The 14,281-nt window shown below is 52.3% G+C and carries 13 protein-coding genes; all 13 read right to left on the reverse strand.

Annotated features, from left to right (window positions below; translation table 11 throughout):
• Positions 1-288: 288 nt before the first annotated feature.
• The gene (dut, locus tag FPL14_RS02055) at positions 289-732 is read right to left on the reverse strand and encodes a dUTP diphosphatase (RefSeq protein ID WP_182301477.1); all 444 of its coding nucleotides are present in this window, start codon (positions 730-732) and stop codon (positions 289-291) included.
• On the reverse strand, positions 695-1,975 hold the full coding sequence (locus tag FPL14_RS02060; protein ID WP_182301478.1) for a M16 family metallopeptidase: 1,281 nt from the start codon (positions 1,973-1,975) through the stop codon (positions 695-697). Before FPL14_RS02060 ends, dut begins: the two co-directional genes overlap by 38 nt.
• 65 nt (positions 1,976-2,040) lie before the next feature.
• Positions 2,041-3,060: a polysaccharide deacetylase family protein gene (locus FPL14_RS02065; protein ID WP_407644639.1), complete on the reverse strand. Its 1,020-nt coding sequence runs from the start codon at positions 3,058-3,060 to the stop codon at positions 2,041-2,043.
• Positions 3,061-3,212: 152 nt separating this feature from the next.
• Entirely contained in the window at positions 3,213-5,312 is a 2,100-nt protein-coding gene (gene pnp, locus FPL14_RS02070; protein WP_182301479.1) for a polyribonucleotide nucleotidyltransferase, read from the reverse strand.
• 269 nt (positions 5,313-5,581) lie between these two features.
• Positions 5,582-5,851 carry a 30S ribosomal protein S15 gene (rpsO, locus tag FPL14_RS02075; RefSeq protein WP_135153228.1) on the reverse strand — a complete coding sequence of 90 codons (270 nt, stop codon included), beginning with the start codon at positions 5,849-5,851 and terminating at the stop codon, positions 5,582-5,584.
• 198 nt (positions 5,852-6,049) lie between these two features.
• Entirely contained in the window at positions 6,050-7,033 is a 984-nt protein-coding gene (locus FPL14_RS02080; protein ID WP_182301480.1) for a bifunctional riboflavin kinase/FAD synthetase, read from the reverse strand.
• Between the two features lie 15 nt (positions 7,034-7,048).
• Positions 7,049-8,008 (reverse strand): tRNA pseudouridine(55) synthase TruB, encoded by a 960-nt coding sequence (truB, locus tag FPL14_RS02085; protein ID WP_182301481.1) that lies wholly within the window; start codon positions 8,006-8,008, stop codon positions 7,049-7,051.
• The gene (locus FPL14_RS02090) at positions 8,005-8,997 is read right to left on the reverse strand and encodes a DHH family phosphoesterase (protein ID WP_182303812.1); all 993 of its coding nucleotides are present in this window, start codon (positions 8,995-8,997) and stop codon (positions 8,005-8,007) included. Before FPL14_RS02090 ends, truB begins: the two co-directional genes overlap by 4 nt.
• A 15-nt stretch (positions 8,998-9,012) precedes the next feature.
• The gene (rbfA, locus tag FPL14_RS02095) at positions 9,013-9,369 is read right to left on the reverse strand and encodes a 30S ribosome-binding factor RbfA (RefSeq protein WP_182301482.1); all 357 of its coding nucleotides are present in this window, start codon (positions 9,367-9,369) and stop codon (positions 9,013-9,015) included.
• A 25-nt stretch (positions 9,370-9,394) separates the two neighbouring features.
• Positions 9,395-11,902: a translation initiation factor IF-2 gene (infB, locus tag FPL14_RS02100; protein ID WP_182301483.1), complete on the reverse strand. Its 2,508-nt coding sequence runs from the start codon at positions 11,900-11,902 to the stop codon at positions 9,395-9,397.
• A 576-nt stretch (positions 11,903-12,478) separates the two neighbouring features.
• A complete protein-coding gene (locus FPL14_RS02110; RefSeq protein WP_182301484.1) occupies positions 12,479-12,811 on the reverse strand; it encodes a YlxQ family RNA-binding protein in 333 nt (110 codons plus the stop codon).
• Positions 12,795-13,115, reverse strand: coding sequence for an RNase P modulator RnpM (gene rnpM, locus FPL14_RS02115; RefSeq protein ID WP_182301485.1), 321 nt, complete (start codon positions 13,113-13,115; stop codon positions 12,795-12,797). Before rnpM ends, FPL14_RS02110 begins: the two co-directional genes overlap by 17 nt.
• A 49-nt stretch (positions 13,116-13,164) precedes the next feature.
• On the reverse strand, positions 13,165-14,262 hold the full coding sequence (nusA, locus tag FPL14_RS02120) for a transcription termination factor NusA (protein WP_182301486.1): 1,098 nt from the start codon (positions 14,260-14,262) through the stop codon (positions 13,165-13,167).
• Positions 14,263-14,281: the final 19 nt, after the last annotated feature.

Raw genomic sequence — 14,281 nt, forward strand, 5'->3', positions numbered from 1 at the left:
GTGATAATACCTGAGAAACCGGAAATTTTGGGCTGCTATGCACTGAGTCGTGGGGATAGTGACGATAAGGGAAATAAACGGAGTGCGGAGTTCGAGCTATCCAGAACTGAGCCATGGGGATAGCGGTGATAAGGGGTTTATGAAGTACCTGCCATTTAAAACTGAGCGAATGGGATAGTGGTCATAGGAAAGGCTCGACGAGTATTGCAAACCTGAGACTGAACGACGGGGATAACGATAAAACGAGCACCTAACACATAGCTTAAGCTGGGTTAGGTGCTCAATTCGTTACTTGCCCGTGTGGCCGAAGCCGCCTTCTCCGCGAACGGTTTCCGACAGCTCGGATACTTCTTCAAGAGTAACTTGGGGGACCCGCTGGAACACCATCTGCGCGATGCGCTCGCCGCGTTCGATCGTAAAAGGCTCTTGACCCAAATTGATGAGCAGCACTTTCACTTCTCCGCGATAGTCTGCATCGATCGTCCCCGGCGAGTTCAAGCATGTAATGCCGTGTTTGAATGCCAAGCCGCTCCGAGGCCTGATTTGCGCTTCAAGCTCGCGGGGCATTGCCATCGCGAAGCCTGTAGGGATTAATGCTCTCTGTCCCGGAGCAAGCACGAAGGGCTCGCTTACCGCAGCATGCAAATCAAATCCTGCCGCCCATTCCGACATTTGACGCGGCAAAGCTACGTCTTCATTCCCCGGTAGTCTCTTCAACTGAATTGGATACAATGAATTCCCTCCCGATTCCCGACAGCACCTTCTCGTTCGCGCCTACAAGTGCAACCGCACACGGCTGCGCCATCATCGATTCCATAATATCGCTTAGATCGGACAATTTCACTTGGTCGATCCGATCCAGCATTTCATCCAACGTATAATGTCGCCCAAGCATCAGTTCGTTTTTGCCTAGACGGTTCATACGACTGCTGGTGCTCTCCAAGCTTAGAATCAGATTCCCTTTTAATTGCTCCTTGCCCCGCGAAAGCTCAGCTTCGCTTAAGCCGGTTGCTGCGATATCATTCAGCAATTCCATCGTAATATCATAAACGTCTTTCGTTTGTTTAGGGGCCGTTCCTGCATAGACCGTGAACAAGCCGCTGTCCGCGTATGAAGTATGATAAGAGTAAACGGAATAAGCTAACCCGCGTTTCTCCCGGATTTCCTGGAACAACCGGGAACTCATCCCTCCGCCGATCGTATTGTTCAACAAAATCATCGCATACAGATTAGGCGCTTTGATGGAGCACCCAGGGAATGTCAAACAAAGATGATTTTGTTCCGTTTTCTTGCGATGGAACAAGGATTGGGAATGAAACGTCGGGATTTCCAACGCGGAATCCGTGCCCCTGACGTCAAAGCGGCCAAAATGGTGCTCAAGAAGCTCCAGCACTTCTTCTCCGACGTTGCCCGCTACGCTGATGACCGTATTATCGATCCGATAACGCTCGCTCATATATTGACGCAGGTGATCCGGGCCCATCGCGTTTAACCGTTCGGCCGTTCCAAGGATGGAATAAGCCAACGGGTGATCTTGATAAGCCGCTCTGGCCGCCAGGTCGTGAACGGTATCGTCCGGAGTATCCTCGTACATCGAAATCTCTTCTAGAATAACGTTTTTCTCTTTGGCCAATTCGGACTCCGCCATCTGCGACTCGAAGAACATATCCGATAAAATGTCCACCGCGATCGGCAAATGCTGATCCAATACCTTGGCATAGTAACACGTATATTCTTTGGACGTGAACGCGTTCACGTTGCCCCCGATTCCATCGAAGCGATCGGCTATATCTTTCGCGCTGTGGCGATTCGTTCCCTTGAACAGCATGTGTTCAATGAAGTGGGAAATTCCGTTGTTATCCAAATCTTCATAACGGGAACCGGTTTTGACCCAGATACCGAACGAGACCGACCGGCAGGTCGGAATAGATTCGATCATCACGCGCAATCCGTTCTTAAGTACGTACTTGTTCATCCGATTTCCCCCTTTACTGAATACCTAACGAACAGTGATACCACTATATCAAATTCCGACATCTGTCACAACCGATCCCTATCTTCAACCCGATTCGATGACAACGTTTCCGACACGGTGCCTAGCTCATACCCCTTGTTTTTTATTACCTTTATCATCCCGCTTAAAGCTCGTTGTGAGGACGAAGTAGGATGCATTAAGATCAAAGTTCCCGGTCCGACTTTCCGATCTATTTTCTGGATAATCGTTGACGGCTCGGGTTTCATCCAGTCGACCGTGTCCAATGTCCACAATACCGTCCTAAGCCCGTGCTCCGATGCCGCCTTAACCGTATTCTCGTTATAATCCCCGGACGGCGGAGCGAACCAAATGTTCTTAACGCCTATTTTTTTCAGCAAAGCTTCCGTCTTGCCGATCTCCTCACGTTGCCTCGCTAAGCTAAGCTTGCTCATATCCGGATGGGTATACGCGTGGTTGGAAGCCTCATGGCCTTGGGCGATGATGTTTTGGGCCGTATCCAGATTTTTGGCTAACCATGTTCCATCGAAGAAAAAGGTCGCTCTAACGCCGTTGTCCTTCAAAGTTTGGAGCATGAGCGGCAAAAATTCGTCTCCCCAAGCTACGTTAATCATAAGGGAAACCATCGGCTTGGCCGAATTCCCTCTATAAATAGGTTGTACGGGCAAATCGCTCAAGCTGATCTTAGGCTTGACCGTGTCAAATATCCACGGGAACCCTTTGTCGTCGCCTGGAACGGAACCGAATAATTTGGCTTTCAGGTAAGTCGCCTTCACGTCCACAACACGTCCGTCGTAGCCGGGAATCGCTTTCCACACCCGATCAATAACGGCGTTGACCGGCGGTTGGTTATGCTTCGTCGCTTGCGATTGAATCCACTTCATCAATTGGTCCTCAGCCACCGTACCGTTCACCGGAACCGGTGCCGTGATTGATGTCGCACGCGGTTTGACAGCTTGAATAAACGGCTGTAAAGGTCCGTATGTTCCTGCTAGCAGCACAGCCGACAAGCATACTATCATTGCCGTCAGCAAACTTAATGGCATCTTTCTTTTCAATCCGCTCACCCCGTCTTGTCCCGAATCCCTGCCTTCATCCTATGCCGGAATAACGAGCTTTATGAGTGAGCATCCCATGGAAAGCGCTCATTTATGCAAAACAAAAAGAGACCGTCTTGTTGGAGTCTCTTTTGTCGATCTTATGCGTTTGTAATGCGAGTTTATACCGAAACTTGCTCGGAATTCAGTAAAGCTTTGCGGGACAGGTTGATGCGTCCCATATTATCGATTTCGGTTACTTTAACTTCGATTTGATCCCCGATATTCACGACGTCTTCCACTTTCGCCACTCGCTCGTTGGCTAGTTGGCTAATATGGATTAACCCGTCTTTGTTAGGCAGAATTTCGACGAAGCAACCGAATTTCTCGATCCGTTTAACCGTTCCGGTATAAACTTCTCCGACGACGACTTCTTTAACGATCCCCTCGATGATGCCGCGGGCGCGTTGGTTCGCAGCTTCGTCTGTCGAAGCGATATACACGGTACCGTCTTGCTCGATATCGATTTTCACGCCGGTTTCCTCAATAATTTTATTGATGATTTTTCCGCCGGATCCGATAACATCCCGAATTTTGTCCGGGTGAATTTTGAGCGAAATAATTTTCGGAGCGTATTTGCTCAATTGTTTGCGTGGCTCTTGGATCGTTTCGAGCATTTTACCCAAGATGAACAATCGGCCTTCTTTGGCTTGCGCCAATGCATCGGTAAGAATCTGACGGTCGATTCCGTCGATCTTGATATCCATCTGGATTGCGGTAATTCCGGCAGCCGTTCCCGCGACCTTAAAGTCCATGTCGCCAAGGTGGTCTTCCATTCCTTGGATGTCCGTCAGAATAGAAGTGTGATCGCCGTCTTTGATCAAGCCCATCGCGACACCCGCAACCGGAGCTTTAATCGGAACGCCGGCATCCATCATCGCAAGCGTACTCGCGCAAATACTCGCTTGGGACGTAGATCCGTTCGACTCGAGAACCTCGGATACCAAACGAATCGTGTATGGGAAATCCGCTTCCGACGGAAGCACTTTTAGCAACGCGCGCTCTCCTAACGCTCCATGACCAATTTCGCGACGGCCTGGCGGACGAAGCGGGCGTGCCTCGCCGACGGAAAACGGCGGGAAGTTGTAGTGGTGCATGAACCGTTTCGATTCTTGCGGGCTGATCCCGTCCAAGATCTGCACTTCGCCAAGGGGTCCGAGCGTACAAACGCTAAGCGCTTGAGTTTGGCCGCGAGTAAACAAACCGGAGCCGTGAGTGCGCGGCAGTATGGCGGTATCGCTGGAAATCGGACGGATTTCAGCTAATCCGCGACCATCCGGGCGTACCTTGTCATGCGTAATCAAGCGACGGACTTCGTTTTTCACGATATCGTACAGCACTTCTTTAACATCTTTGAGTTTGCTTGGCGTCTCGGCATAAACGTTGCCGAAATGCTCGACCGTCTCGCCGTTGATCGCGTCGATGGCATCTTGACGAGCATGCTTCTCGGAAATGCTGACGGCTTGTACCAAACGAGCTTGCGCATAAGCTTGAACTTCGGCTTCAACATCCGCATCCACGCTATGCAGCTTAACTTCCATTTTCGGTTGTCCGGCAACGGCAACCAGTTGGTCGATCGTATCCACGATTTTCTTGATTTCGTCGTGGCCGAACATGATCGCTTCCAGCATATCCGTCTCGGATACTTCGTTCGCTTCCGCTTCAACCATCATGATCGCATCGCGCGTACCCGCTACGACAACGTACATGTCCGTAATCTCTTCTTGCTCTTGCGTTGGGTTCACGATGAATTTGCCATCGATGCGTCCGACGATTACGCCGCCAACAGGACCGTTGAACGGAACGTTGGAGATCGACAGAGCTGCGGAAGTACCGATCATGGCAGCGATTTCCGGCGAGCAATCTTGATCGACGCTCAGCACGAGATTCACGATTTGCACATCGTTCCTGAAGCCTTCGGAGAATAGAGGACGAATCGGACGATCCGTCAACCGGCTAGCGAGAATCGCTTTCTCGCTTGGACGCCCTTCCCGTTTGATAAAGCCCCCGGGAATTTTACCTACCGCATATAACCGTTCTTCATAGTTAACAGTAAGCGGAAAAAAATCAAGATCTTTCGGCTCATTGGAAGCCGTAACAGTGGATAGAACCACCGTATCTCCGTAGCGTACGACTACCGCTCCGTTAGCTTGCTTAGCCAATCGGCCCGTCTCTAAAGCAAACGTCCGACCTCCAAGCTGCATTTCCACGCGTTGTTCCAAACGAATTCCCTCCTCTAGTGCGAGCTTACCTCGTCACTTCTTCCAAACCGAACTAGGCTATTCGCCAATCTATTCGCTCGCAGCCGTTCGAAATGGGGTAAATAACTTTATGTACATTCGACACTCTTCCCATTATTTCCTGCCGGCACGCAGCTTAGGCATCGTTCGGTTAGGATTGTTATCCCTTATATGGGAAAAAGCAACCTGATGCCGAAATGGGCGTTGAGCCCCATTCGGCGTGGCCAGGTTGCTTTCGTGCGGGTAACAAATTAACGGCGAAGTCCCAATTTTGCAATCAGGGCACTATACCGGCTAACATCTTTGTTTTTCAAATATGCCAGCAGCTTACGACGTTGACCAACCATCTTGAGCAGACCACGGCGGGAGTGGTGATCTTTCTTGTGCTCCCTAAAGTGATTCGTCAGATTGTTGATGTTCTGCGTAAGGATAGCGATTTGGACTTCCGGGGAACCCGTGTCCGTAGCATGCGTCTTATGCTCTTCGATCAATTCTTGTTTGCGTTCTTGTGTCAATGCCATCCTTGTTCACCTCCTTCATTAGAATCGCCGTTAACCTAGCAGACGTCGGTGAGCACGCTTTGCCAAGCTAAGGTTCGTTTGTGCGTATTCAGCGAGATGCCTCATCTGACAGCAACGTGTTACAGTATAGCATATTGTTAGACTCATATACAATGCCAATGTAGCAGAAAGTCAGCCTTACATCGTACAAAGCGCCTCTTAATCTTGAACAATAACGGAAAAAATTTCTCTGGCCCGCCCGGAATCGCTTGAGATTTGCGCCACAAGCTGATCGATGGATTCGAACTTTTTCTCCGCGCGCAGGAACGTATGGAAAGTCAGCGCCAATTGCCTGCCGTACAAATCCCCTGCAAAATCGAACAGATGAGCTTCCAGCTTAAGCGCGCCGCCCGGCGCGTCGAACGTCGGCCTGTAACCAACGTTAAGCACCCCATTGTAACGGCCTTCGCTAACGCCCGAGTTCGATAATACGTCGATATGAATCGCATAAACTCCCGAACGCGGAATCACGTAGGATTGCTCAGGCGACAAATTCGCGGTAGGAAATCCAAGCAAACGGCCTCTAGCGTCGCCATGGACGACTTCGCCCTTGATAACATACGGGCGTCCCAGCAGTTCGGTTGCTTCACGGGAAGCGCCCTCTGCCAGCCGATCGCGAATTCGGGTGCTGCTAACTTTGTTCCCCTCTAGGAACACAGGAGGAACGACCTGAACCTGAGCGTCTCCCGTTCCGTGAAGCCTAAGCGTTTCGGCGTTGCCTTCGCCCCTGTGCCCGAAAGCGAAATCGAAGCCTATCGTCGTCGCTTTAACGTTAAGCGGGTTAATCAACGTCTTAACGAACTGCTCGGCCGTCACCTCGGAGAATGAACGATCGAACCGGATAATGTAAGCCGCTTCGACGCCAAGTTCGGATAACAAGCTTAGCTTGTCCGTAAGCGGCGTAAGCACCGTTTGATATTGCGAACCATGCCCCAACACGACTCTGGGATGCGGGTCGAAGGTCATTACGGCAGGCACAAGCCCCTGTTCCCGCGCCAAAGCAACCGCTTGACGAACGACCTCTTGATGGCCTAAGTGTACCCCGTCAAAAAAACCGATCGCGAGCGATATCCCACGTTCTTTTATTGCTCCTTCAGGGAGAGCTCCCGTTACGTTCGCAACTGATAGATCAAACCGTTCCACTTGATGCCCTCCTGCTTAATCGGACTGACTGTCGCTTAACTGGCCCTCCGAAGTGTGAAACACTTTTACCGGACGCACCGTTTCCCTACTCTCGTCGACAGAGAACAGCCCGAGAAATACCCCGTCTGACCGGTATAGCTTCAATAAACCTGCGTTGCCGGGCGGAGGTTGCAGACTTGCGGCTCCAATCCTCTTTCCCTGAAGCGCATGCAAAGATTCCGGATAAGCTGCGGTAGCGGCGGGAATCGTAGTCAGCAACGCATCGGGAACCAACAGCTTCTCTTTCAAAACCCCTTGTTCAAGTAAAACGGGGATCTGCTCTAGAGTCACGCAATGCTCTTGTTTAATTCCCGCGCTTTCCGTACGCACGAGCTCCGACATCACTGCGGGAACGCCAAGCTTACGCCCGATATCCACGCATAACGTGCGTATGTAAGTGCCTTTGGAACAAGTGACGGAGAAAGTCAGCTCCGGCGCTTCTCCCTCCACCACGTTCAGGATATCGATTTCATAGATTCGAACTCGCCTGGATGATCGTTCAACCGTAATTCCTTGTCTCGCCAAGTCGTAAAGTCGTTGACCGTTGACTTTGACGGCCGAAACCATCGGCGGGATCTGATCGATTTCCCCTATGAAGGACAAAGCGGATTCGATCATCATCGGTCCCGTGAGAAACGAAGCATCCTTCTGCTCGATGACATTGCCGCTTAGGTCTTCCGTGTCCGTCGCGATCCCGAATCGCAATGTTGCGCGGTAGGTCTTAGGCAGCTCTTGCAAATACTCGACGAATCGGGTGGAACGTCCAATGCAAAGAGGAAGCACTCCCGTTACGGCGGGATCTAGCGTTCCCGTATGACCGATCCTTCGTTCCCGCAGCAACCCTCTCGCTTTGGCTACGACATCGTGCGACGTCCAGCCCGCGGGCTTCCAAATCGCCAATACGCCGTCCCAATTTTGTTCGGTCCGTTGTTTCATTCGTCATCCAACGCTTTCTGAACGTATGCGACCACTTGATTAATAACTTCGGGCAAAGGTTCCGTCAGCCTACAGCCTGCGGCGCGGACATGTCCGCCGCCCCCGAAATGCTGGGCGACCGCGGCAACGTTAACCCGCCCGGCCGACCGCATGCTTACTTTAACCGACTCTTGGCCGTTCTGCTTGAAAAGCATCCCGACCTCTACCCCTTCGACGTTCCTCGGATAATTAACCAAACCTTCCAAATCCTCGTTCGTCGCTCCGGATTCCTCTAAATCTTCCGAATTCACCCACACCCATGCGATTTTTTGATCCTCGCTAAAGGAAAGCCGGGACAATCCGCGTTGAATAATTCGGAGTTGTCCCGTCGTCATGCGTTCCAGCAAATGTTCCGCCAGCTCAGGACCGTTAACTCCGGCCTCCAACAACCGCGAAGCCATCGCCATGACTAACGGGCTTGTATTGGAATAGCGGAATCCTCCGGTATCGGTTAACAATCCGGTATAGATCGCCGTGGCAACTTCTACATCCAATTGCAATCCCAGCTCGTCGATTAGCTCGAACAATATTTCGGCGGTTGCGGCCGCGTGGAACTTCATTAAGTTCACGAGGCCATAACCGTCATTGGTAGGGTGATGATCGATATTCAACAGCTCTGCGTCCGGGGCAAACCATGCATTGGTTTTGCCTACTCGTCCGTAATCGGCGCAATCCACGCAAATGACGTTGCGATATTGCCGGGAAATGGCATTCCCTTCTCCCGCCAAAGTATGGATCTCGGAGCTTTTCCATAAATAATGAAGCCGAGAAGGCACGGGGCCTTCATTCAGCATCGTATATTTCTTGCCCAGCTTCTCCAGTAGCCAGCCAGTGGCAACCGTTGAGCTTATCGCATCGCCATCGGGCTGCACATGAGAAACGATAAGGAAATCGTCTCTTTCACGAATGAAAGCGGCCGCTTCCTTCAAATCCTTGGCCCACATGCTTATTCCCCCTAGCTACTTCTAAGACTCCATAGAATCTTTGTTAATTTTCGCTAACAGCGATTCAATATGACTGCCGTAAGCGATGGAGCTGTCGAATCGGAACTCCATTACCGGCGTATGGCGCAGTTTCACCCGACGTCCCAGCTCCGAGCGCAAAAATCCGTTCGCGCGCCCGATCGCTTTAAGCGTCTCTTCCTTCTGTTCTTCGCTTCCCAGGATGCTTAGATACACTCTTGCGAGCGACAGATCGTTGGTAACGTCTACTCCGGTTACGGTGATGAAACCGATGCGAGGATCTTTCAGCTCCGTCTGGATAATGGAGCTGATCTCCTTCTTAATCTGTTCGCCGACCCGTCCGACACGAAATTTGGCCATTCAGATCCCACCTTGCTTGCTATTATTAGCGCTCTACGGACTCCATCACGAAGGCTTCGATAATGTCGCCTTGCTGTAAGTCATTGAATTTATCCAGCGTAATTCCGCATTCATAGCCTTCGGAAACTTCCTTCGCATCATCCTTGAATCTTTTGAGGGAATCGATTTTGCCCGTGTAGACAACGATTCCTCCGCGAGTAAGGCGAGCTTCGGAGTTGCGGGCGATCTTGCCGTCCGTGACCATACACCCTGCGATCGTACCGACTTTAGTTACTTTGAAAGTCTCGCGCACTTCCGCATGTCCGGTTACTCTTTCCTTGAATACCGGATCGAGCATACCTTTCATGGCGTATTCGATCTCCTCGATTACTTTGTAGATGATCGAATGCAGACGAACGTCGACTTTCTCTTGCTCGGCGATACCTTGAGCGCGCGGTTCAGGTCGAACGTTGAACCCGACGACAATCGCGGAAGAAGCGGAAGCCAGAATAATATCCGACTCCGTAATCGCACCTACGCCGCTGTAGATCGTCCGTACGCGAACGCCTTCGATCTCGATTTTCTCGAGCGAGCCCTTGAGTGCTTCAAGAGAACCTTGAACGTCGGCTTTAAGGATAACGTTAAGCTCCTTGATGTCGCCTTCCTTGATTTTGCTGAACAGATCTTCCAGCGTAACCGTTTGGTTGGCTTTCATCTGAGATTGACGCGTCTTGATCGAACGCTTGTCGGCGATTTCACGCGCTTTGCGTTCGTCTTCGAACACCATGAACGGATCGCCGGCTTGCGGAACTTCGGTCAAACCGGTAATTTCCACCGGTGTCGAAGGACCCGCTTCCTTGATGCGACGACCGCGATCGTTCGTCATGGCGCGAATACGTCCGAAGCAGTCGCCCGCTACGAAGGCGTCGCCCACTTTAAGCGTACCGTTCTGTACGAGAATCCGGGCAACGGGTCCTTTCCCTTTGTCGAGCTCGGCTTCCATAACGGTACCGCGGGCTCTCTTGTCCGGGTTCGCTTTGTAGTCGTTGACTTCGGCAACGAGAAGAATCATTTCAAGAAGACCGTCAAGGTTAATCCGTTGTTTCGCGGACACTTCGACGAAGATCGTATCTCCGCCCCACTCTTCTTGAACAAGACCGTATTCTGTCAATTCTTGCTTCACTTTATCCGGATTAGCGCCCGGCTTGTCGATTTTATTAACGGCAACGATAATCGGCACGTTAGCTGCTTTCGCATGAGCGATCGCTTCGACGGTCTGAGGCATAACGCCGTCATCCGCGGCTACGACGAGAATCGTAATGTCGGTTACTTGAGCTCCGCGAGCACGCATAGTCGTGAACGCTTCGTGACCAGGCGTATCGAGGAAGGAAATTTTCTTGCCGTTGATTTCGACTTGGTACGCGCCGATGTGCTGCGTAATTCCGCCCGCTTCGCCGATAGCAACCTTCGTTTCGCGGATCGCATCGAGCAAAGTTGTTTTACCATGGTCGACGTGACCCATAATCGTAACAACAGGAGGACGGGAAATCAAAGCATCCGGATCGTCGTTTTCTTCGATCGTTTCGAATTGGGTATCTTCCACAACGATTTTCACTTCGACTTCAACGCCATACTCTCCGATTACAAGCAGTACGGTGTCTAAGTCAAGATCTTGGTTAATCGTCGCCATAACGCCCATTAACAATAGCTTCTTAATGACCTCGGAAGCATCTTTATGGAGCAATTTAGCCAATTCGCCGACGGTCATGTTACCGCGAACGATAACCTTCTTAGGCGTGTTGTCGATTTTCTCCCGCGGCGGCTGAGCGTTCTTGCGCGCGTTTTTGCCGCCTTTGCCTTTAGGGCCTCTGAAGTTCGTTCTGCCATCATCGAAGCGACTATTGTTTTCTTTGCGTTTGCCAGCGGCACCCGGGCCGCCTGCTCCGCGATTGAAATCACTGTCTCCCGGACGACCTTTGTCTCCCGGACGTCCTCCGCGAGCTCCGGCAGCGGAAGGAGCCGGACTGCGTCCAGCGCCAACGCCTTGGCCCGGACGGCTAGTTGCGGCGCTGCTTACGCCACCGCCGAAACCGCCGCCTTGCGGACGGCTACCGCTGCTGTATCCGCCTTGACCGCCCTGTGGACGGTTGCCGCCGCTGCTGTATCCGCCTTGACCGCCGCCTTGCGGGCGATTGCCGCCGCTGCTATATCCGCCTTGGCCGCCGCCTTGTGGACGGTTGCCGCCGCTGCTGTATCCGCCTTGACCGCCGCCTTGCGGACGGTTGCCGCCGCTGCTATATCCGCCTTGACCGCCGCCTTGTGGACGGTTGCCTCCGCTGCTGTATCCGCCTTGACCGCCGCCTTGTGGACGGTTGCCGCCGCTGTTGTATCCGCCTTGACCGCCCTGTGGACGGTTGCCGCCGCTGCTATATCCGCCTTGGCCACCTTGCGGACGGTTGCCGCCATCGCGGTTGTATCCGCCTTGGCCTTGCGGGCGATTGCCGCCATCGCGGCTTGTATCGCCTTGACCCTTTGAGGGAGGTTGGCCTGCCACCGCGGTTGTATCCTGCCGTTCGAGCCTTGCGGGCGAGTTGCCGCCATCGCGTGGTTGTATCCGCCTTGGCCTTGCGGGCGAGGCGCATTTCCTTGCGATGGAGCGGAACTAGAGCCCGTTGGCGCTGCAGGCGCTGCTGGCGTAGGTGCCGGTGCCGTATTTGCCGTAGGAGCAGATGCCGGTTCCGAAGAAACGGGCGCCGCGGAAGTTTGCGCCACTTGAGGAGCCCCTGCCGCAGGCGTCGGTGCAGGAGCAGTTGGACGCGCTTGCTTCGGAGCTTGACTGTTCGCAGCCGGCGCAGCCGAAGAAGCCTGATCTCCCTCTTGCGGACGACGATCGGATGCAGGTGCCGTTGCGGGCTTAGAAGCTTGAGCCATTTTCGCCGCGGCATTCGCTTTGATATCGCGGAAGAATTTCTCGACCGCTCCGGTCATGCCGTCTTCCATAACGCTCATATGGTTGTTGACAGGCATGTTCTGTCTTTTCAATATCGTAATGATCTCTTTGCTGCTCATGTTAAGCTGTTTGGCATATTCGTAAACCCTTAACTTTTCCTTGTTATCCGTACTATCTTGTTTACTCAATATTCTCCACCTCCGAGTGATGACCCCAACCGGCGGCTAGCATATCGGCGAATCCTCGATCCGTGACCGCGAACAGCACGCGCTCGGGTTTGCCTACTGCAGAGCCCAGTTCAAATCGGGTAAAACCAACTAACAATGGAACTTCGTAACTATTGCATTTATCCTTAATCTTCTTGGTCGTATTGTCCGAAGCATCGCCCGCGAGCAAGACAAGTTTAGCTTCACCCGATCTAATCGCTTTGAGCACGACTTCTTCGCCGCTGATCAGCTTGCCGGCTCTCGTCGCCAATCCCAATCGGGATAAAACCTTATTCCCCTTCGTCATCTTCGTGAGCATGCTCCTTGTTAGCCTGAAACTCCTCTTCCACTTGAATGAAATCGGATTCCAGACGGTCATATATCTCCACGTCTACCGGCGTCTTCAAGGCGCGTTCGAATGCTTTAGACTTTTTTGCCAGTTTAAAGCATGCGACTTTGCCGCATAAATAAGCGCCGCGTCCGGGCTTTTTGCCGCTTAGATCGATCTGGATTTCCCCTTGCGGCGAACGAACGATCCGTATCAATTCCTTCTTCGCCATCATTTGCTGACAGGCGACGCATTTGCGCTGCGGTATCTTTCTAGGTCTCAAGGCGATCCCTCCCAGCGTTTCGTAAGAAACGCGCCTCGTAAGCGAAAACTTAGTCGATGGATACGCTGTCCTGATGCATCGTAGCTCCGGTCGATTTCGGACGGCCGTATTCTTGTTCGGCCTGCGTTTCGCTCTTGATATCGATTTTCCATCCCGTCAGCTTCGCGGCCAGACGGGCGTTCTGGCCTTTAATGCCGATCGCCAGGGAAAGCTGATAATCCGGAACGATGACCCGAGCCATCTTCTCGGATTCGAATACGAGCACTTCCAATACTTTAGACGGGCTCAACGCATTCGCGACGTACTCATCTATAGATTCCGACCATCTCACGATATCGATTTTCTCGCCTTTAAGCTCCGTCACGATCGACTGAACGCGAATGCCGCGTTGTCCGACGCAGGAACCTACCGGATCTACTTCCTCATTGCGGGAATAGACGGCGATCTTGGAACGGAAGCCCGCTTCGCGCGCTACCGAACGAATCTCTACCGTGCCGTCGAAGATTTCCGGCACTTCAAGCTCGAACAACCGCTTCAGCAATCCCGGGTGAGTACGGGAAAGAATGATTTGCGGGCCTTTGCTCGTGTTCTCCACTTTCGTAATGAACGATTTAACGCGATCGCCCTGCTTGAACTTGTCGGTCGGCATGAGTTCGGTCAGCGGCAACGCCGCTTCCACTTTGCCCAGATCGACGTATAAATTGCGCAAATCCATACGTTGCACGATACCCGTAACGATATCTTGCTCTTTATCTACGAAAGCATGATAAATGAGTCCGCGTTCTGCTTCGCGAATCCGTTGCGTGACGACTTGCTTCGCCGTTTGGGCGGCGATTCGGCCGAAGTCGCGCGGCGTTACTTCGATTTCGGCGATATCGTCCAACTGATAATGCGGATTGATTGCCCGTGCCGCTTCCACCGAAATCTCCATGCGCGGATCAAGCACTTCTTCCACGATCGTCTTACGAGCATAAACTTTAATTTGCCCCGTTGTCCGGTTGATATCGACGCGAACGTTCTGAGCTGTATTAAAGTTACGCTTGTAGCTGGAGATAAGTGCCGCTTCGATAGCCTCGATCAGGACGTCTTTGCTAATGCCCTTCTCGCGCTCGATTTCGGACAGCGCTTCGATAAACTCCATGCTCATGACTAGATTGATTCCTCCT

Source organism: Cohnella cholangitidis, assembly GCF_014107495.1.
In the GTDB taxonomy this organism is placed as follows: domain Bacteria; phylum Bacillota; class Bacilli; order Paenibacillales; family Paenibacillaceae; genus Cohnella; species Cohnella cholangitidis.